We start from the raw sequence: 21,689 nt of genomic DNA on the forward strand, positions 1-21,689 counted from the left end.
CTTATCACAAAGATATAACATCAAGCTGAATTGAAAATTAAGATGCTTAAATCAAAGACCCTATATTTTTGAATAAAAGTGAATAAAAAAATTGCGCTCAATTGAGCGCAATTTTTAGATAAATTTTAGAAGTTAGATAATCTCTATTACAGTTTAGGATCACGAATTTGTAGCAAACTGCTGTTGGCTTTGCTTAGACTATCAACCAGTTTATTCATCACCGCAGGAATCAGGCTGTCTGCCATTTGTGCAGCTTGCAAACCCAGTTTTTCACCCAAAGTTGGCTTTTTACGAGTTTGAATCACATAAATATCATGCTGTGGCAATAAGCTCAGTAAGTATTCATCTGAGGTTTGTAGCTTGTCTACCAAGTTTAAATCCAGTGCATCCTGACCATACCAATGCTCACCTGTCGCCACTTTTTCAACATTCAGTTGTGGACGGTATTTTTCGACAAAGTGCTTAAATAGTACGTGAGTTTGTTGCAATTCCTCTTCAAACTTAGCCTTGCCTTCTTCGGTATTTTCACCAAACATGGTCACAGTGCGCTTGTATTGACCTGCTGTGTACATCTCAAAATCTATATTTTTTTCTTTGAGCAAGCGATTAAAGTTCGGTACTTGTGCCACTACTCCAATAGAACCCAAAATGGCAAATGGCGCTGACACAATTTCTGAACCAATACATGCCATCATATAGCCACCACTTGCCGCGACTTTATCGACGCAAATCGTGAGATGGAAACCTGCATCACGCAAGCGTACCAATTGTGCAGCAGCAAGCCCATAACCATGCACCATACCGCCTGGACTTTCCAAACGTACCACAACACGGTCACGTCCAGCTTTAGCCGTTGCCAAAATTAGGGTGATCTCTTCACGCAATTGCTCTACAGCAGATGCGGCAGTATCACCTTTGAAATCCAACACATAAATTTTTTGATTGTTCTTTTTACGGGCGCGTGCTTCACGTGCCATTTGTTGTGAAAGTTGTAATAACTCGAGTTTAGATGCTGTGGTTTGCGCAATTTTTTTTCGTTGTTCATTAATTCGCGCATTCAAATGACTAATCCGAATTTCGGCAGGTAGTTTAGGTAAATGAAATAACATAAAAATGAGTTCTCAATTTAATTCGGTTTATTAGGACTACATTAGGTCAATTTCGACTTTTTCAATACTTTTTCTATCTTAAAGCAGCTTCTTTTTGAATCAATCGTAAATATCGTTTAGAAATCTGCCGAACAGCCATTAAACGTACAGCAAACCAAATTTGCCCCTGATAGCAAATCCCAATAATAAGTGCGTTGATCGGCCACCAACCAAACAGTAGAAAACTACCTCTACGCTCATGATCTGAAGGTGTAAGCATTGAATAGAAACACACTAAACCTACGCAGAAACACATTACGCAAAGAAATTCACCTACTGCACTGTGCAAGAACGGTAACTTATTTTTTTGTTGTGCTTTTACATAGCGATAAAACTTAAATTTAGCATTGGCATCGATATAGTCTCGCCAAGCCTGCCGAAAATGGGGATCACTTGCTTGCTGCTGTACCCTAAAATAAACAACAAGCACTATCACACCTGAAACTATCACAAATTGATCATACAACCAACGATGATAATTGCTCATATTGGGGCTTTGAGAAGTTGGAAACCACCCATCATGGTTAAAAAACGTTGCCAATAAAATACTCAGCAAAACCAAAAGTGCTGCTATCGTCTCTGCACTATGTTGAAATCCAAACAAGGCATCGATTATTTTTTTCGTGGCTTGGCGTGCTGGTTTTGCCTGTTGTCGTTCTTCTTGTGAAGGAAACTGCATTTTTTATTTTCGCTGCGCGTACAAAACAATCAATACTATAACAAAAAAAACAGAATCCTAAGATTCTGTTTTAATAGCTTTCAGGACTTAAGCAGATTAACCAAAACGCCCTGTAATATACGCTTCTGTTAATTGATGGTCTGGCTGAGTAAATACTTTTTCAGTCGCATTCACTTCAATCAAATCACCCAAATGGAAGTATGCGGTACGGTCAGATACACGCGCTGCCTGTTGCATTGAGTGCGTTACAATCGCAATCGTATATTGAGTAGAAAGTTCAGAAATTAATTCTTCTACTTTTGCCGTTGCGATTGGGTCAAGCGCCGAACATGGTTCATCCATCAAAATTACTTCTGGACTTACCGCAATGGTACGCGCGATACAAAGACGTTGTTGCTGACCACCAGAAAGACCTGTACCTGGTTGATTCAAACGATCTTTCACTTCATCCCACAAACCTGCCTTACGCAAGCTGTTTTCTACAATTTCTTCTAAATCGTACTTATCACGTGCTAAACCATGCAATTTAGGACCATAAGCCACGTTTTCAAAAATTGATTTCGGGAATGGGTTTGGCTTCTGGAACACCATGCCCACTTGCGCACGCAATAACACCACGTCAAGGTTCGGGTCATAAATGTCTTGGTTATCCAACATTACTTTACCCGTTACACGACAGCTATCAATCGTGTCGTTCATACGGTTTAAAGTACGCAAGAACGTAGATTTACCACAACCTGATGGACCAATGAAAGCAATCACTTCATTTTCATAGATATTTAAATCAATACCTTTGATGGCTTCAGACTCACCATAATACACATGCACGTCATTGGTGCTTAACTTTACATTTGAAGATTTCGCTTCTTTTTTGCTTGAAGTTTGCGTATCAAATTGTGAAACAAACGAAGTCGATGATTGCTTCTGTTCTACATCGGTAGATGTAAATTGGCTTTGTTGTGGATTCACTTGCTTATCCTGTTCTAAGGAATTCGGTTTTTCTGTGCTTACTACAGTATTCATATTCTCTGCCCTCAATTACCAGCGTACTTCAAACTTCTTACGTAACCAAATTGCAAGGCTGTTTAAGCCAATCATTAGCGCAAGTAGTACGATAATGGCTGCAGCGGTACGTCCCTCGAAGAAGTTACGCAATTCATTACCCTGCCATAAGAAAATTTGCACAGGTAACGCAGTAGATTGATCAAGTGGAGTTGCTGGTACACTGGCAACGAAAGCACTCATACCAATTAATAACAATGGTGCGGTTTCACCTAAAGCTTGTGCGACACCAATAATTGCACCCGTTAAAATACCCGGCAATGCAAGTGGGAGTACGTGGTGGAACACTGTTTGTAAACGAGAAGCACCCAAACCTAAAGCAGCTTGACGAATAGACGGCGGCACTGCTTTTAATGATGCACGCGTGGTAATAATCACGGTTGGTAAAGTCATTAAACTCAGTACCAAACCACCGACCAATGGTGCAGACAATGGTAAATGCATCCAACCAATAAAGATCGCGGCACCCAACAAACCAAATACAATAGAAGGTACAGCGGCCAAGTTATTGATGTTCACTTCAATAATATCAGTAATCGCATTTTTTGGCGCAAATTCTTCTAAGTAAATTGCCGATGCAACACCAATTGGAATCGAAATAAAGATCACAATCAGCATCATGAATAATGAACCCATGAATGCACCTGCCAAACCAGAAGTCGCTGGAGAACTACGTGAGTCTGGGCTAACAAAAATATTGGTATTGAAAGTACTTTCAATAATACCTTGTGATTCGAGCTGATCTGCCAAGTGACGTACTTCAGGGCTTAATTGTTGCTGCTCATCTGGTAAGCTGCGGTCAATCTTGCCTTCTAGCCATACATCAACGTTCGCATCTGCAAGCACTTTCACTTCTTTAGTTTGACCAATTAAAGAAGGATCAGCCAAGACCATGTCACGAATACGGTATGCTTCAGAACTGGTATATAAGTAACCAAGATCATCACGCTTAGCTTCAAGCGCTTTGTCTTTCGCCACAATACCATTCACGATTAAAGCATCCCAATCGACCATACCCATTTCGGTTTGCCACGCAATCATACGGTCTTCGTATTGTGCTGGTGACTCGCCTGCAATCGCCTTAGGTTTTGGACCTGCATTGACAATCGCTGGATCGAAGTAAATTGGAAGGCTCATGCTGCTTTGCCAGAACGCAGGCAAACCTTTAGATAAGATACTGCCGAATAACAATACGACAAAGAATAAACCTGCAATAACTGCCGAGAAACCCATCAAGCGGAAGGTTTTTTCCTTACGATGACGCTTACCCAATGAACTGGCGATGGTTTTTTTACGTTGTTCACGTAATTCGGCAGCAGCTTGTGGATCTAACTGATCCAAAGACGATGTATTTGAAGTACTCATTAGTCGTATTGCTCACGATATTTACGCACGATGTATAGTGCAACAATGTTCAAACCTAAGGTAATCACGAACAGGGTCAAACCAAGTGCGAAAGCAACCAATGCCTGCGGACTTGCGAAATCTGTATCACCTGTTAATTGGTTCACAATCGTAATCGTAACCGTAGATACCGCTTCTAATGGGTTTGCGTGTAGTAAAGGACTATTACCTGCAGCCAACACCACAATCATGGTTTCGCCAATTGCACGTGACGCAGCAAGTAAGAATGCACCAATCACCCCTGGTAATGCAGCTGGCATCACCACGCGACGAATGGTTTCAGATTTGGTTGCACCCAAGCCTAAAGAACCATCACGCAGCGCACGCGGCACTTGCGTAATAATGTCATCAGACAATGAAGATACAAAAGGAATAATCATGATGCCCATCACTAAACCAGCGGTTAATGCACTCGTGGCATTAATATCTAGTCCAATGATTGCACCCGCAGTTTTAAGGAACGGGCCGATGATCATCATGGCAAATACACCGTACACAATGGTCGGAATACCTGCTAAAACTTCAATGGTCGGCTTTGCCCATGCACGGAATTTAGGCGATGCATATTCTGCAAGGTAAATGGCGATCATTAAACCAATAGGTACTGCAACTAATAAAGCAATACCACTCACCATCAATGTACCCCACAGTAATGGAAGTAAACCATAACTGCCATCTGCACTACCCGAGGTGCTAAAACCAGGGTTCCAGACTGTACCAAAGAAGAAATCCAGTGGGCTAACGAAACTAAAGAATCGCATCGCTTCACTGAACATGGACATCACAATACCAACCGTAGTTAGAATCGCAACACCAGAACATAATGCCAAAGAAATGTTGATGATTTTTTCAACTTGGTTACGTGCGCGGAATTGTTGTGAAATACGTTTCTTTGCCCACAGCAAACCAAATAAGGCCGCACAGATCACCACCGCAAGTTTGGCATAAGAACCAATCGTTTTAATTTTCGCTAATTGCTCTGCCGCTGCAACTTCGTATGCAGCAGGTGTATCACTTACACCAAAACCAGATGCAATGGCTTGTACGCGATCAACCAAAACACTTGTACTTGCAGGGTCTAGGCTTGCAGCAATGTGCGCTGGCACATTATTAATTACCACTTGCTCTAGAATACTTGGTTCAACCAAGTTCCAAACAATCAAAATTAAAAAAGCAGGAATACCACACCATAATGCTACCAACGCGCCATAATATCCTGGGCGTGAATGTAACATTGCAGAGTTATTTCCCTTACCTGCTAGGTTACGGCTCTTGCTTAACCCGATTTGATAGGCTACGGCGATAATCGCCAATAACACACCTATGAGTAGCAGATTCATGTATTCTCCACTGTTTTTTCAATTTGTGTTTTTGAAAAAACATTTCTTAGCAAAAAGCTGATGGCAGGTTATTCCCTGCCATCAGCTGCTTTAACTCAAATTACTTAACCGCTTTACCAGCTTTGAAGTTAGCAAGAACTTGTGCACGCTCTTTGTCAGACATAGAGATCAAACCTGCTTTGTCTAATTTAGAACCTTTACCAGATACTTTCTTGCTCAAGAAGTATTCAGTAAATTGCGGTAAACCTTTGATTGATTTAAGGTGCTCACCTTTCACGTAGAAGAACAATGGACGTGATACAGGGTAAGAACCATTTAAAATTGTGTTTTCAGATGGCGCTACGTTGTTTACAGTTGCAACACGTAAACGGTCACGGTTTTGGTCATAGAAACCTAAGCCGAATACACCTACTGCGCTTGGAGAAGTTTTCAAACGTGCCAGTGTTTCTGTGTAGTCACCCGCGATTTCGATTACACGACCATCCTTACGGAAAGTAGTACACGCTTTCTTTTGCGCATCTTTGTCTAATGCTTTGATTGCAGCATAAGCTTCACAGCCTGCATCAACCATTTTCTCTTGGAACACTTCACGTGTACCGTGGTTAGACGCTGGAATTACAAGTGTAATAGGCTCGTTTGGAAGTGTTTTGTCAATTTGGTTCCAACGTGTATATGGGTTAGCAACCATTTTACCTTTAGATGGTAATTGAGCTGCAATTGCTGCATATACATGGTAAGGCTTTAATTTGTAAGCCGCTTTGTTTGCGTTAGAAGCAAATACGATACCGTCGTAACCAATTTTAATTTCTAAAACTTGGTTTACGCCTGCTTTTTTACAAGCAGCTAATTCTGAATCTTTAATTTTACGAGATGAGTTCGCGATGTCGATTGTGTTATCACCCACACCTGTACAGAACTGCTTCAAACCACCTGAAGAACCGCCTGAACCAACAACTGGAGTTTTGAATTGTGGGAAAGTATTACCAAATTCTTCTGCTACAATACTTGCGTATGGTAGAACGGTTGAAGAACCCGCGATTTGGATGGTGTCACGAGCTGCGTTAGCAGTTGTTACAGCTGCTGCAGATACGGCTAAAGCAATGGCGATGTTAGTAAAGCGCATTCTGTTCTCTCTCATAGTATGCAAGTTCGGAGTACGTCACTTGTTATGAAGCTTTGTACTTATTTCGATAACTGCATTGTGGTTTTATAATATGACAACCATGTTACAGCTTTGTTACGCTTTGGTTATATTTGCTTTTCGTATCTGAAATAATTTTTAAATGATTTAAAATCAATAACTAATAAAACACTAGAGTGCTTATTTTTTTCAGTATTTAAATTTCAAATTGTAATAATTCATGCCAATGTCATCATTATTTATGGTTTTTTCTACCAAAATTGATGGTTTATTCGCCAATTGCGTAATTTTTATGACATCCGCAGTGCATTATTTGAGCCCAAAACACCCAATCCATCACAAAATTCAAGCAAGAACGGTACAACACTTCACTGCAATATTTTTAATCAGACACAAAAAAAGCCACCGTAGTGACTTCTTTTGTTGTATTTCATAACAATCTGAATAATGAAAGCATTAGTCGATTGGTGGCGTATAAGTACCCGCGACAATCGCATCTTTAATGCGATCTGCTTCTGCCAATACTAGGCCTAACAAGTTTTTCACGTTTTCAAGTGTTGCCACTGGACTTAAAGTCGTCATCTTCAATGATTGAACATTACCGACTTTAGTTACACCAATATTGGCCTCACCACGTGCAAATAATTCATCTGCCACGTTTTGGTTCAAGCTATCCAAGAACTCTGCAGGATAACCTTCAGGCACAACACGGAACAACACTGAAGCAAATTGTGGTTCAACCAACAATTCTAAACCTGCAGTCGCTTTAATATAATCAGCAACGTCACGGGTTAGCTTCACACCATGATCAATCATAGAACCGTAAAGCTCTTCACCTAATGCTTCAATCGTCATCCAAAGTTTCAACGCATCAAAACGACGCGTTGTTTGCAATGACTTAGACACCAAGTTTGGTACGCCATGTTCTTCATCATAAGCAGAGTTCAAATATTCTGCTTCATAGTGCATGAAACGATAGTTCGCTTCATCTTTCAGTAAGAACGCACCGCACGAAATAGTTTGGAAGTAATGCTTATGGAAATCCAGTGTCACAGAATCAGACAGCTCAATACCATCAAGCATGTCACGATGACTGTTAGAAAGAATTAATGCACCACCCCAAGCTGCGTCAATGTGCATCCACGCGCCATATTGATTAGTGATGTCACGAATCTTTTTAAGCGGATCAATCGCGCCTGCATCGGTTGTACCTGCAGTCGCAACCACACACGCAACGATCTTACCTTCAGATTTTAAATGCGCCATGGTTTGCTCAAGTGCAACCACGTCCATTTGTGCATTTTCATTAACAGGTACAGTAACAACCGATTGGAAGCCCATACCCATCATCGCCATGTTCTTTTGCACAGAGAAGTGTGCATTTTCAGAACAAATGACTTTCACATTACGCATTGCATCGCTTGGAATACCATCGCGCTGAACAGACCACGGATTACCGTTTTCATCTTTCCAGTTCTTTGCAATACACGCATCACGCGCCAATAACACACCCATCAAGTTAGACTGCGTACCACCTGAAGTGAACACGCCCGCTTGACCTGCACCATAGCCAACTTTTTGACGTAACCAGTCAATTAGTTGTACTTCCATCAATGAACCTGCAGGGCTTTGATCCCAAGAGTCCATAGATTGGTTGGTTGCGTTAATGAGAACTTCTGCAATTTGGCTTGCCACCATAGTTGGACAATGCAAATGTGCCAAAGAATGTGGATGATGAACTTTTAAACTTTTGTTTAAGAAAAGCTCAACCATGCGTTCCAATGACTTTTGTACACCCAAACCTTGTTTTGCAGGCTGGAAAGAAATCGCTTCACGCAATTCTTTAATGCTGCCGCCTGTGTACATTTTGTCATTTTGCAACCATGCCGCGACTGCTTGAGTCGCTTGTTCCATTGCTGCACTGTAGTCAGCAATGGATTGAGCATCATTGCAGAGTAACGCTTTACGATGTTCTGCAAAATCTACCATAAACTTATGCGCCTCGAACTGCGACTAACGCTTCAGCAACTGCTTTCTTGAAGCGAGCGATGACTTCTACACACTCTTCTTGAGTAATGATGAGTGGACAAAGTAAACGGATTACCGTACCACCACGACCACCTTTCTCAAGCAACAATTTGTTGTCAAAACATGCAGCTTGAACAGCAGCAGCCAATTGAGAGTCTGCTGGATAAGCACCTAAACGGTCTTTTTCTTGGCGTTCATCTACAATTTCGATACCAATCATTAAACCGCGACCACGCACGTTACCAATACATGGGAATTCAACAGCTAATTTTTTCAATTCAGCTTGTAAGAACTCACCACGCTCTTGCGCATTTTGTGCAAGGTTTTGTTCTTTAATGGTTTTAAGCACCACAAGACCAGTACCCATTGCCAATTGGTTACCACGGAAAGTACCCGTGTGACCTGCAGGCTGCCATGCGTCAAACTTACGTTTAATTGCAAGTACCGCCAATGGCAAGCCGCCACCAACAGCTTTAGACATTACAATCACGTCTGGCTCAATACCTGCATGTTCAAATGCAAACATTTTGCCTGAACGTGCAAAGCCCACTTGAACTTCGTCTAAAATTAAAACGATGTTGTGCTTTTCAGTCACTTCGCGGATTTTTTTCAACCATTTAATTGGTGCAGTCACTACACCGCCTTCACCTTGAATTGCTTCAAGAATCACAGCTGCAGGCTTAGTTACACCGCTTTCTACATCTTCAATGAAGTTTTCAAAATAATACGTTAAAGCATCTACACCCGCTTCACCGCCAATACCAAGTGGGCAGCGGTATTCATGCGGATATGGCATAAATTGAACACCAGGCATTAAACCATTGACTGCGTTTTTTGCAGACAAGTTACCTGTCATCGCCAATGAACCATGAGTCATACCATGATAGCCACCTGAGAAGCTGATGACTGAGCTACGACCTGTATAGGTTTTTGCAAGTTTGATTGCCGCTTCTGTGCCATCTGCACCTGTAGGACCACAGAACTGCAAGCAGTATTCTTCTTGACCACCAGGCATATGTGAAAGTAACGCTTCAGTAAAAGCATCTTTCAAAGGTGTCGTTAAATCTAGGGTATGTAATGGCAAACCACTCGCTAAAGTGTCTTGGATGCTTTGAACCACCGCAGGATGGTTATGACCCAATGCCAAGGTTCCTGCCCCAGCCAAACAATCTAGGTACTCAGTACCTTCAACATCGGTAACCCAACAACCCAGTGCTTTCGCTATCGCTAACGGTAATTTACGAGGATAACTACGCACATTCGATTCCATCTGACTTTGGCGAGTCAAGTAGTATTCGTTTGTGGAATGGTTGGCAGGGTTTACAGAAGTAACGCTCATATCGAATTACCATCTCTGATATGGGTTGAAAGAAATAAGTCTGGTGACTTGCGGTCCTTTGACTCGGTGCTTTTTTGATCTAGCGAGATAGAGTTTTGTTCTTCAAGACTAGGAAGCGGGATAATACCTAATTTTTCTAGAAAATAAACAGGTTTAACCCAAATATTGCCTAATTTCATCGAAAAAACATATCTTGCAGATGATTCGATTGAATTATCATCTTACATTGTGACAAAGGAAAGAAAATTTAACTCTTTCCACTTCCTTTTATACTTTTTTTTGCACAATCTCTCAAGTCATGCAGCATTTATTTTCAAAATAGTATAGATCATTATTTTTATTGAATTTTATAAAGCAGTATTTACCGCAATTTTTAACGCATATTTTACAAAGCCACCACAAATTCAACTAAAAATCCTCACAAAGCAAAGCTAAAATTTAAAGCAGTTAAAACACATTTTAAAATCTCGATAATTTGAACAAAAGGTCAGAATATGCGCTTACTTTCTCTCGCTGCTACCCTGTTGGCTGTTGGTGCTGCCAGCACTGCTTTTGCACAGTCAAATGAATCTTTAAATTACAATATCGTCAATGTTCAAGCCGAAGCTACACGCGAAGTTTCAAATGATCAAATGCATGCTGTATTGTATATTGAAAAAAGTCACAAACAGCCTGCAGAGTTGGCTTCGCAAATCAATCAGTTAATGAGCCAAGCTATTGCAACTGCACGTAAATATCCACAAGTGAAGGTAGAAACAGGTTCACAAACCACTTATCCAATTTACGACAATGACAGCCGTAAGTTAAAAGAATGGCGTGGTCGTGCCGAAGTGCGCGTGCAAAGCACCGACTTTAAAGCCGCAAGCCAATTGGTGAGTGAGCTACAACAAAACTTCCAAACCCAATCAATTAATTTTAGCGTGTCGGATGCGCAGCGTAAAAAAGTTGAAAATGAGTTGATGGTCGAAGCTTCTAAAAACTTCCAGCAACGTGCGCAAATGCTGAGTCAGGCTTGGAATAAATCGGGCTATAACTTAGTAAATTTAAACCTGAATACCAATTCTTATTTCCCGCAGCCTGTTATGCGCGCAAGCATGGCAAAATTTGCAGTCGCAGAAACGGCTGTAGCTGATCAAGATATGGCAGCAGGTGAATCTAAAATTACAGTCAATGCAAATGGAACGATTCAGTTTAAATAAACTTGAAATAAACTATTTTGAGGGGCGCTACTCAGACCAATGAGTCGCTCCGATCAATAAGTGCTTATTCACACCACTCTTTGCCAATAGGCTTTGCAATTAAGTCGCTATGTGCGCTGTCAGCATCAATCTTGGCAAGTAATTCAGCCTCACTGAATGGAAGTTTAGATTGCTTCTGAATCATGAGCTTGATCATCATGTTTCCATTTTGTTCTACGATCTCTACAGGTGTATCTACCCTAAGATTAAATTGTTGCATGACAGATGCTGGAATAATGATGCCTAAGCTATTCTCGATTTTTCGTAATTGTAATTGCATGATATTTCCCTCAACAAAGTGATAACAATATGCGCATTTGCTATTTGGTGAGTGTGTTGAGCATATTAAAGTCCCGCAAGTTGCTGTACGCTGCGGGACTTTTTTTATTACTTACAAATACTTTTGTAAAATGGCTTGTTTTTGCTGAGGTGCTGCATCAATCACTTGTTGCGCTTGTGCAATTTGCATTTCTAGGGCTTCGATTTTTTGAATAATTTTCACTTGTTCATCATACGGAATATTTGGAACCTCTAATTGATAAATATCATTTCGATTTATACCTGGAACACCAATTCCAACAATTGATTTTTCTAACCCTAAAGAATTTAAAAGATAGTAAATAAATTTCATATTACTTTCTATCAACGGCTTAACATAAAATGTTGTGTCAATTGGAAAACATGCTCTTTCGATATAGGTCACTTTTCCTGCTGATCCCTTGCGACCAACAATCACAGCAGGACTATCACATAATGATTCATTGTGATAACCACTGATGCCATTAGAACCCATTACTGGAACTTCTCCTGCTATTCTTTTCGCTTCTGGTAAACTTTTGCCATATTCCAACGCTAACAATTGACCTATTTTAAATTTATGAATAGCGGTTGTTTTAGCATTTTCAATAATGTCCTTAATTTTCTCATGTGCAGTTACGATTTTCTGACTTTCTGAATCCAGAGTTAAATCCACCACCTCACATTCTTCAACAATTTTTTGTTGAACTTCTAAAGGAGGAAGTGGGATTTTAAAACTTGAAATTTGCGCCAATGATAAATTAGGTTGTGCAATTCCAACCTTTAAGCCACTTAAATGTGCCTGCACTAAATTAGATTTCAATACCTCTTTTAAATAATTGTGAAATATAGGTTTTTTTGGTGACAAACGAATAATCGCTAAAGCTTGGTTCGTGTTAGCAGGCAATATAGTTTGTTCTACTTGATATACCCTCCCTAAAGCACCAGCAATCGAAAATAATAGATCATCTTTTTGTAACTGTGACCTCTTCAACTTCTCATGACATTCACTATCAATATAAGCAAATTTATTTTGATCTATCGTACTATCTTCATGAATTGACTCAATCTTAATGAAGTTAATACCTTCATCTTTAAACGAGTAACCTAGTGTTGTAGGTGTGGTTCCTTTGGTAATTACATCACATAACTCACCTAAATTGATTAAATCCCATTGAGTTTCAATCTCAACTTTACTTTGTGCCGATAGATTAAAAGCCTTATTAAACTCTTTGCGACTAAAATCAAGTACATCATGCAAATATACTTGTGACACAAAAGGCGTTAAATGCTCAGGAATACTCACCTGCTCGCCATTAAAATTCTGACGAATCAAATAACTGATTTTTTCACTGTTATCACGGTTTTTCGGGTCAAATAATGGGGTATTGATATCAAATACTGTTTCACCACCAATATAACTTAAACCCTCATTACCTTTGGCACTACTCCACTCATAACCCAAAAATTTCTTCTGCTCTTTATTGTCACTCGGGCTTTTCACCACCAATAACGGACGCGCTTTATGCTCAAGCGAAGCGTTATATTGCGTGAGCATAAAGTAATATAGCTTGTCTTTTTCAATTTCTGTTAAATAACTGAGTAAACGCGCATCTAGTTCCGCTTGTTGCTGCAATTCAGATTTGGCTTTAAATTGTTTTTGTTTCTTCAAATTCACAATTTCAGTGCGCTTATAAAAATCGGTTTTGTAATCTTTAAAAAATTCAACCGCCAATAAGTCATGATTCAGCTCACCTTTTAATAAGCTTTCATACAACGCAAAATCGACCTGAATATGCTGGCAATATTTCTCAACCACTTTAATATCTAAATATGCACCGCCACTACTTACTTTTTCACTGTCCCAATCTGCAAAGAAATTATTGACCCGATTTTTAAATTGTACGGCTTGCTCTGGTCGCTGTGCTTTACGACGCAAAAACAATACAACCGTATTGGTACCCGTTTTACCAAAGGTTTGGCTGCCTAGTTCAACAATGCTTAAAAAATCAAAATACTGTAATAAAATTTCACGTGTCGCAATATGAATACTGTCACTATTGCTTAAAATTGAGCTAGGTACAATCACACCCATCACGCTATCTGGTGCCAATAAGTGTTGCGCACGTTCTAAGAAGAAACACTGAATATTATTATTGCTAGGATTATTCACCAAATTAAATAATTTAAATTTTTCACGCTCCACCTCATCAATGGTTTGTAAAAAATCCTCGACAGCAAATGGAGGATTTGCCACCAATACATCAAAACTTTCAGGTTTAATATTTTCATGGGAGATTAAGGCATCAGCATCAATAATATTAATTTCATTACGCCCATACATAAACGATGCCACTTTAGATACTTTGGCTAAACGATCTTCTTTTTCAATGCCATAAGTTTGTGCATAGTAACTATTTGGTTCATCAATATCTTTAATTGGCTTAAGTAGTTTACTGACTTGCGAGCCATATTCATTAAGAAAGTGCCCTGAACCACACGCATAATCAATCACTTTTAACGGTTCAGAATGTTGTTGCAACATGCTTTCTAATGGCAATGCAGACACAATGAACTTACAAATAGGAATAGGTGTAAAGAACTGCCCTTCACTTTGTTTAATACCGTTATCTAAGAAATACTCAAACATATCCCCTAAGAATTGATTTTCTTCGGTCGAGGTTAGGCGTAAACCTTGCCACATTTGAATAATTTCAATCAAAATTTTGGCATTTTTCTCAAACTTTTCTTTGTTGGAAACTTTAATAAACTCAAAATCTAAGCCTTTATAAAATTTAAGTTGTTGAAAGAGTTCTTTAATTCGTTGCTCGGTGGCATTCGGTTTTTGTTTAATTGCCCAAAATGCACCATCAATATCATCTTGGCTGACATAAATAATATCTTGCTGTAAAAATTGTTGCATACCAATTTTATACAGCTTTTGCAGGCGATCGACTAAATCAAAATAACTGTCATATGCCATGCCTTTCCAATAAAAATGCAAATCTTCAGGATTTTGGGTTTCATCCACAATTTTACATAAAAATAAATTCACCAACACTTCAAAGGCATTTTCACGACGTGACACATTATGCTTACGCAAAATGGTACGAAACTCGTGATATTTTCCTTTAATATTCAGGCTATTAATTGGTTGAGTATCAATCGCTAGAGTGTATTTGTCTTTACCAATTTGGTAGGCTTGAATATTGTCTTCAAAAATGCCTTTTTCAGTCGCTTCTAACTGATAAGTCTCTTTCCATGCTTTAAAACGCTCCTTCACATTTTTGGCATTACTATAATGCAGTGCTTCGGGTAAATCCTTTAAAATAATTGGGTTGTCTTTAACAGAAATAATGCGCTGTTGATCATCAACTTTTTTATCTCGTTCGTTCCACTGTGATGCATACAAGCAAATAAATTCAACTGACTTTTCTTGTTCGACATAGCTAAAAAGCTGTCCGCCATCTTCAAGCGTATCTTTCCAAGCTTTATTAAATTCACGATCAAAGGTTTTACATTCAATAATTAAAAATGGTTGATTTTGATGATTTTTCACCATAATATCGGCACGACCACCACTCGCCCCATGCCCGAGCTTCCATTTAGGTTCAAGCTCAATATGTTCAGGTTTATAACCTTTTTCTAATAAACGATGTACGCATTCAAACACCACAAAATTTTCATTACTTGCGAAATTACAAGTCTGTCTTTCATTCACCTTTAAACCATAATCTTCAGGATAATTTATCGTTTTATTCTCAAAATCAATTGAAAGACTATAATCCCCAAACGAAAATTTTTTAATAAATACGTTTTGATGCTGTGTAAAGTTCAAAAATAATAATAAATCTTTTAAATTATCTTGGTTCATGTAAGACCACCAAACTGAAACATTCGTTACAAGTCGGGCAAAATGAAACCCAAAAACTTGTTCTTGATATCTAAATATATTTAACAGTAAAAAGCCTACTTTATGTTGAGTAGGCTCTTTACCAAGTCGTTAAACAAGTAGCTAATAAAATAAAAGAATAGTTTTATCCATTTATTTTCAATGTATTACAACATCAATAAATCGCCATGTGATTGCGATGGATCATCTCCAACGAACGTGCCTCGCCTAACACCTGATGCACTTTGTCAGAAGCCAAGCCTTTGACCAAATCTGCAGAACGTGAACTAAAATTAACACGTCCCACAGCGACACGATGACCTTGTGTATCTACACACTCCACCACATCGCCACGTTCAAAATGCCCTTCTACCGCTTTTACACCCACAGGCAATAAACTGCGATGATTTTCTTTAATGGCTTTGACTGCGCCATCATCAATCACCAAACGTCCTGCCGTTTGTAAATGTGCCGCCAACCACTGTTGATGCGCTGCAATACGGTCATTGTCAGTAATGAACAGTGTACCCAACATTTCGCCCGCCATTAAACGCGCAAGCACGTTGTCACTTTCACCACTGGCAATTAAAGTTGGACAACCCGATTTAGCCGCCAAACGCGCTGCACGGACTTTGGTCAGCATGCCACCGCGCCCAAACTTGCCGCCACCACCCGCCATATCAAACAGACTTTCATCCAAAGCGCGTACAGTATGGAACAGTTTTGCGTTTGGATTAGAACGTGGGTCGGAGTCAAACATGCCTTGCTGATCGGTCAAAATAATCAACAAATCTGCATGTACCTGCCCTGCCACCATCGCAGCCAAAGTGTCATTATCACCAAAGCGAATTTCATCAGTAGAGACTGTGTCATTTTCATTGATGACAGGAATCACGCGCCATTCAATCAGGTTTTGCAATGCATCACAGGAATTTAAATAACGACGACGATCTGCCAAATCATCATGGGTTAATAGGACTTGTGCAGTTTGAATCTGGTGTTTTTCCAGCACACTTGACCAAGTCTGAATCAGACCCATTTGACCAATGGCAGCGCATGCCTGAAGACTGGGTAGATCAGTGGGTCGATGCTCAAGTTTCATTCGCACCATACCTTCAGCCACAGCTCCCGATGACACTAAAATAATTTCGTGTCCAGCATTGTGTAGATCTGCAATTTGTCCCGCCCAATGCGAGATTGCATCCAAATCTAAACCTTGCCCATTGGCTGTGAGTAAAGATGATCCGATTTTAACAACGATTCGTTTACAACCCTTGAGCTGACGTTGCCCATCTACCACTTCTATCATCTTGTCCTCAGTCACTTTTTGTAGCGCTTAGCGTACGTAGTACACTTCTACTTCGCCATCTTCTCCATCATCGTCTTCGTCGTCATCGCCCAACATACCTGCAAGACGTTGCTGACGGCGCATCTCACGATACGCTTCTTTCGCGGCAATGGTTTGTTCACGTGTTTCAGCTTCCAGCTGATCACGGAATGCTTTCATTTCTGCTGCGTACTCAGGATCTTCAACTTCGCGTTCACGTTGTTGCTCAATTTGATCCATCAAGTAATACACCACTTGCTGTGTACCTTCAGACATTAAGCCTGAAGTTTTGAACACAGGACCATCCCACTGCAATTCTTCAAGAATGTGTTTACACCATTCTTCACGTGAATCTTCAGGAAGTTGATCAAGTTTATTCAACACCAACACGATTGGTAACTTTGCCAAAGTTGGAGAGAATTTTTCCAACTCTTGCAGAATTGCTTTGGCATTGTACGCAGGATCAGAACCATCAATAGGTTGAACATCCACAATGTGCAGTAAAATACGAGTACGCGCCAAGTGTTTCAGGAAGCGAATCCCCAAACCTGCGCCTTCTGCTGCACCTTCAATTAGTCCTGGAATATCTGCCATGACAAAAGAACGATGACGATCTGCATCCACCACGCCTAAATTTGGCACCATGGTGGTAAATGGATAGTCAGCAACTTTTGGTTTTGCCGCAGACACGGCACGAATAAAGGTCGATTTACCCGCGTTTGGCATGCCTAGCAAGCCTACATCGGCAAGGACTTTCAACTCCAAACGGATTTCACGGAATTCACCTTTGGTACCATGCGTGAATTTACGCGGTGTTCGGTTGGTAGATGATTTAAAGTGAGTATTCCCTAAACCACCATCACCGCCTTGAGCGACCAATACTTTCTGACCGCTTTCGACTAAATCTGCAATAATATCGCCAGAGTCTGTATCTACAATGGTTGTGCCCACTGGAACGGTCAAAACGACAGATTCACCACCACGACCTGCACAGTTTGCGCCCGAACCGTTTTTACCACGTTCAGCGCGAAATTTACGGGTATAACGATAATCTACAAGGGTGCTTGCGTTGTCGTCGGCTTGAATAAAAATACTGCCGCCACGACCACCATCACCGCCATCTGGCCCACCAAATGGTACAAATTTCTCTCGGCGAAAACTGGCTACGCCATTGCCACCGTCGCCAGCCTCTACGGTAATGACTGCTTCATCAACAAAGCGCATCTTGCCAATCCTCTAAAACTTTAAAAGCCGTATATTCTGCCATATTTTAGAGAATTTCTCGAATTATATTTATGCAATCGTATGCGTAGATGCTTTTTATCCTTGATTGTTCAAAACACTCATTTCTTTTAGCAATGATATGATCGTTTTTTCTTATTTCTCCTTCGCCATCTAAGTTCTTATAGTGCTTTAACCCTTGTTTGCTTTCTGCCGCCATGTCTAATGCTGTTGCCACCACAACCACGCCTGCTTTATCGCCTAAATTTATTTTACTCATGGCAACCGCCTGTGGCTTGTGTGCGGGATCGGCATATTTTAATCAGCCTTTAATTTATTCAATTGAAAAAAGTTTAGGAATTAGCACCAGTCAGGCAGGCTTTGCTGTGGTTTTGGCACAAATAGGCTATGGACTAGGTTTAATGTTACTCGTGCCTTTAGGTGACTTGCTAAATAAGCGTAAATTGATTGTCAGTCTGATGGTTTTTGCTGCGTTTTCGCAAATTTTGCTGTCTTTTAGCAGCAATTTAGCCATGCTGTATTTCTTTACCGTATGTGCCACTTTTGGTGCGATTTCTGCACAAGTGCTTATTCCATTTGCATCTAGCATCAGTCCACCTGAATCGAGTGCTGCCATTGTCGGCAAATTGATGAGTGGCTTGGTAATGGGGATTATTTTATCGCGCACTTTCGCGGGTTTTGTATCGACCTATTGGTCTTGGGAAGCTGTCTATTTCAGCAGCGGCATCATCACCCTACTTTTTGCAGGCTTAATGTGGACAAAACTTCCCTCTACAGCTGCCAATAAAAATTTGACTGTGGCAGGCATTTATCGTTCTTTAATTCAGTTGGCTATAACCCAACCACATTTAATTCGTAGAGCGTGCGCGGGCGCTTTGGGCTTTGCCATTTTGTCCTTGGTTTTTACTTCCATGACTTTTGTTTTAGCCAATCCGCCTTATTATTTTAGTGATTTTCAAATTGGGCTTTTTGGTTTATTGGGTGTGATTGGAATTTTCTCGTCAAGTTGGTCGGGTAAAACGGTCGGCAAAGGTCGTGAGAATTTTGTCGCAATATTATGTATTGGCTTGATGTTGTTTTCTTGCATTCCACTCTTTTTTGCACAGCAGAATATTGTGGCTTATGCCGTTGGCGTATTGATGAGTTATTTTGGTCTAACTGCTTTTCACGTATTGAATCAAAACTTGGTGTACCGAATTGATGCCACCGCACGTTCCCGCATTAATGCGGTATATATGACTATTTATTTTTCAGGTGCAGCACTTGGTTCACTGACGGCGGTCTACGCATGGCAACACTGGGGCTGGATGGGTTGTGTTGTCAGTATTTTGGTATTTGCCATCGGGATTTTGCTGATTGATCGTTATGATTTTTCACATCGACGCACTATTTAATCATCCAGAATGTGCTTTGGAGTAGGAACATCTACAGCGACTTCCCTAAAAGATGAGTAATCCATTAGTGAGAAGATTGCTGTGAAGTTTCAGGCAAATGCTGTTCTAAATACTCAATCAGTTGATTCACTCTTGCTGCAATTTGTGAACCTTCAAACGTAAGTTGATACTCCACTTTAGGTGGTACGGTTGGATAGACAGTGCGTAAAATCAAACCATCTTGTTCTAAAATTTTCAGGGTTTGTGCCAACATTTTTTCACTCACCCCTTCAATGCGCTGTCTTAACTCACTAAAGCGATGTAAACCCTCACTCAAACAATGCAGCACCAACATCGACCATTTATTGGCAAGGTGTTCTAACAAAATACGAGATGGACAATCTTTGGCAAGGACTTGTCCGAGTACATGACTGCTGGCATATTGCATAACTTAATCCTTGTGTAGATTGACCTTAAAAGTTGAATTAAAAATCAAGCTTACTTTTAAACATAGACTTTATTTTTGTAAGTTTAGAATAACTTATTTTGCTAAAACTTCAAATATCTATCATACGCTTTAAGCATAGAAAAAATGTAGAAAAAAAGAGCCTTAAAAAGGCTCTTTTTCAAATTCTGATGTTACAAATTATGCATTTGTTTCAGCAGGAATTTTTGGATAACTTACGCCACCCATTTGCTCAGCGATACGTAATACTTGACAGCTATAACCCACTTCGTTGTCATACCAAACGTAAGCAGTTAAACGGTTGCCAGAAGTAATGGTTGCTTGCGCGTCAAATACACCCGCAGTACGTGAACCAATGAAGTCGCTTGAAACCACTTCAGTCGAGTTGGTATAACCAATCTGACCTTGAAGGTTAGAGTGAATTGAAATTTGACGAATATATTCGTTCACTTCTTCACGATCTACTTCTTTCTCAAGCGTTAAGTTCAAGATAGCAAGTGATACGTTTGGCGTTGGAACACGTACAGAGTTACCTGTTAATTTACCTTGCAATGCAGGCAATGCTTTCGCAACTGCTTTTGCTGCACCAGTTTCAGTAATAACCATGTTCAAAGTTGCCGCACGACCACGACGATCTGCCTTGTGGTAGTTATCAATCAAGTTTTGGTCGTTAGTGAATGAGTGAACAGTTTCAACGTGACCATTCACAACGATGTACTTGTCATGCAACACTTTTAAAGTTGGTGTAATCGCGTTTGTTGTACAGCTTGCCGCAGAAATGATGGTATCTTCATCAAGAATGTCAGCTTGGTTAACACCGTAAACCACGTTTTTCATGTCACCTTTACCAGGTGCAGTTAAAATTACGCGTGCAGCGCCTGGGCATTGAAGGTGTTGTGCAAGACCTTCTGCATCACGCCATTTACCCGTGTTGTCAATCACCAATGCATTGTTGATGCCATAAGCCGTATAGTCTACTTCAGATGGGTTAGACGCATAGATCACTTTAATGAAGTTACCATTTGCGATAATTGCTTCATTTTCTTCATCTACAGAAATCGTGCCTGCAAATGGACCGTGAATAGAGTCACGACGCAATAAAGACGCACGTTTTTCTAAATCACCATCAGACGATTTACGTACCACAATTGCTTTAAGGTTTAAGCCACGGCCAAGACCAGATTGACCAATGATTAAACGCGCAAGGATACGACCAATACGACCAAAACCGTAAAGTACAACATCTTTGCTTTCTACAGTTGTTGGATTGCCCGCTAAAGATTTCACAGCGTCTGCAACAAATGCATTTACATCGCCGCCTTTTTCTTTATATTCAACAGCAAGTTTACCTAAGTCGATTTCTGCTGAACCGATGTTGTCTACTTTAGCCAAAGCTTCAAGCAATGGGAAAGTGTGAACAACTGAAAGTTCTACGTCCATCATACGAGTACGACGGTGTGCTTTCAAAATTTGAATCACAGAACGGTTAACTAAAGAACGACCAAAAACTGAAACCATGATATTTTTTTCACGGTACAACTGACCGAGTAAAGCAATCATACGTTCCGCGATTTCTTCACGGTTTTTCCAGCGACCTTGGTGCTCTGCGTGTAGGGCGATGATAGTCTCTTTGCTCACAGATACGTCCTCTAATTAATTGTATATCTAGGCATGAATTTCAAAACCCGATAATTGTAATGGAATTGTCGTCAA

The 21,689-nt window shown here is 40.2% G+C and carries 17 protein-coding genes; 2 read left to right on the forward strand and 15 right to left on the reverse strand.

Annotated elements, in window-relative coordinates; genetic code table 11:
* Window positions 1–146: 146 nt before the first annotated feature.
* The 8 genes from sohB to FTV43_RS00165 form a co-directional block, all read right to left on the reverse strand.
* The gene (sohB, locus tag FTV43_RS00130) at window positions 147–1,109 is read right to left on the reverse strand and encodes a protease SohB (RefSeq protein ID WP_004971667.1); all 963 of its coding nucleotides are present in this window, start codon (window positions 1,107–1,109) and stop codon (window positions 147–149) included.
* 73 nt (window positions 1,110–1,182) lie between these two features.
* Window positions 1,183–1,827, reverse strand: a complete 645-nt coding sequence (locus FTV43_RS00135; RefSeq protein WP_004971669.1) for a hypothetical protein — start codon at window positions 1,825–1,827, stop codon at window positions 1,183–1,185.
* Between the two features lie 96 nt (window positions 1,828–1,923).
* Window positions 1,924–2,850, reverse strand: a complete 927-nt coding sequence (pstB, locus tag FTV43_RS00140; RefSeq protein ID WP_154320875.1) for a phosphate ABC transporter ATP-binding protein PstB — start codon at window positions 2,848–2,850, stop codon at window positions 1,924–1,926.
* A 15-nt stretch (window positions 2,851–2,865) separates the two neighbouring features.
* Entirely contained in the window at window positions 2,866–4,254 is a 1,389-nt protein-coding gene (gene pstA / locus FTV43_RS00145) for a phosphate ABC transporter permease PstA (RefSeq protein ID WP_179994605.1), read from the reverse strand.
* Entirely contained in the window at window positions 4,254–5,633 is a 1,380-nt protein-coding gene (gene pstC / locus FTV43_RS00150) for a phosphate ABC transporter permease subunit PstC (RefSeq protein ID WP_179994606.1), read from the reverse strand. Before pstC ends, pstA begins: the two co-directional genes overlap by 1 nt.
* Before the next feature lie 100 nt (window positions 5,634–5,733).
* Window positions 5,734–6,756 carry a substrate-binding domain-containing protein gene (locus FTV43_RS00155; protein WP_096901088.1) on the reverse strand — a complete coding sequence of 341 codons (1,023 nt, stop codon included), beginning with the start codon at window positions 6,754–6,756 and terminating at the stop codon, window positions 5,734–5,736.
* Between the two features lie 474 nt (window positions 6,757–7,230).
* Window positions 7,231–8,763 (reverse strand): aspartate aminotransferase family protein, encoded by a 1,533-nt coding sequence (locus FTV43_RS00160; RefSeq protein ID WP_004971679.1) that lies wholly within the window; start codon window positions 8,761–8,763, stop codon window positions 7,231–7,233.
* 4 nt (window positions 8,764–8,767) lie between these two features.
* Window positions 8,768–10,141 (reverse strand): diaminobutyrate--2-oxoglutarate transaminase, encoded by a 1,374-nt coding sequence (locus FTV43_RS00165; protein WP_179994607.1) that lies wholly within the window; start codon window positions 10,139–10,141, stop codon window positions 8,768–8,770.
* A 494-nt stretch (window positions 10,142–10,635) separates the two neighbouring features.
* Here FTV43_RS00165 and FTV43_RS00170 point away from each other — a divergent pair, with 494 nt between their 5' ends.
* Complete coding sequence (locus tag FTV43_RS00170; RefSeq protein ID WP_179994608.1) at window positions 10,636–11,340, forward strand: SIMPL domain-containing protein; 705 nt, start codon at window positions 10,636–10,638, stop codon at window positions 11,338–11,340.
* 64 nt (window positions 11,341–11,404) lie between these two features.
* Here FTV43_RS00170 and FTV43_RS00175 read toward each other — a convergent pair whose 3' ends face one another.
* From FTV43_RS00175 to FTV43_RS00195, 5 genes are all read right to left on the reverse strand, one after another.
* Window positions 11,405–11,659 (reverse strand): AbrB/MazE/SpoVT family DNA-binding domain-containing protein, encoded by a 255-nt coding sequence (locus tag FTV43_RS00175; RefSeq protein WP_179994609.1) that lies wholly within the window; start codon window positions 11,657–11,659, stop codon window positions 11,405–11,407.
* Between the two features lie 111 nt (window positions 11,660–11,770).
* A complete protein-coding gene (locus tag FTV43_RS00180; RefSeq protein ID WP_179994610.1) occupies window positions 11,771–15,550 on the reverse strand; it encodes an N-6 DNA methylase in 3,780 nt (1,259 codons plus the stop codon).
* 193 nt (window positions 15,551–15,743) lie between these two features.
* Window positions 15,744–16,877 (reverse strand): glutamate 5-kinase, encoded by a 1,134-nt coding sequence (proB, locus tag FTV43_RS00185; protein ID WP_096901091.1) that lies wholly within the window; start codon window positions 16,875–16,877, stop codon window positions 15,744–15,746.
* Window positions 16,878–16,904: 27 nt separating this feature from the next.
* Window positions 16,905–18,119, reverse strand: a complete 1,215-nt coding sequence (gene cgtA / locus FTV43_RS00190) for an Obg family GTPase CgtA (RefSeq protein ID WP_004971687.1) — start codon at window positions 18,117–18,119, stop codon at window positions 16,905–16,907.
* Between the two features lie 46 nt (window positions 18,120–18,165).
* Complete coding sequence (locus FTV43_RS00195) at window positions 18,166–18,354, reverse strand: hypothetical protein (protein ID WP_131261149.1); 189 nt, start codon at window positions 18,352–18,354, stop codon at window positions 18,166–18,168.
* Between FTV43_RS00195 and FTV43_RS00200 the strand changes: the two genes are divergently transcribed.
* On the forward strand, window positions 18,335–19,531 hold the full coding sequence (locus FTV43_RS00200) for an MFS transporter (RefSeq protein ID WP_179994611.1): 1,197 nt from the start codon (window positions 18,335–18,337) through the stop codon (window positions 19,529–19,531). The genes FTV43_RS00195 and FTV43_RS00200 overlap by 20 nt on opposite strands.
* 64 nt (window positions 19,532–19,595) lie before the next feature.
* On the opposite strand, the gene FTV43_RS00205 is transcribed toward FTV43_RS00200, so the two are convergent.
* Complete coding sequence (locus tag FTV43_RS00205) at window positions 19,596–19,958, reverse strand: helix-turn-helix domain-containing protein (RefSeq protein ID WP_179994612.1); 363 nt, start codon at window positions 19,956–19,958, stop codon at window positions 19,596–19,598.
* 198 nt (window positions 19,959–20,156) lie between these two features.
* Window positions 20,157–21,614 (reverse strand): glyceraldehyde-3-phosphate dehydrogenase, encoded by a 1,458-nt coding sequence (locus tag FTV43_RS00210; RefSeq protein ID WP_179994613.1) that lies wholly within the window; start codon window positions 21,612–21,614, stop codon window positions 20,157–20,159.
* Window positions 21,615–21,689 lie beyond the last annotated feature (75 nt).

This window comes from Acinetobacter sp. YH16053 (assembly GCF_013417035.1).
In the GTDB taxonomy this organism is placed as follows: Bacteria; Pseudomonadota; Gammaproteobacteria; order Pseudomonadales; family Moraxellaceae; genus Acinetobacter; species Acinetobacter towneri.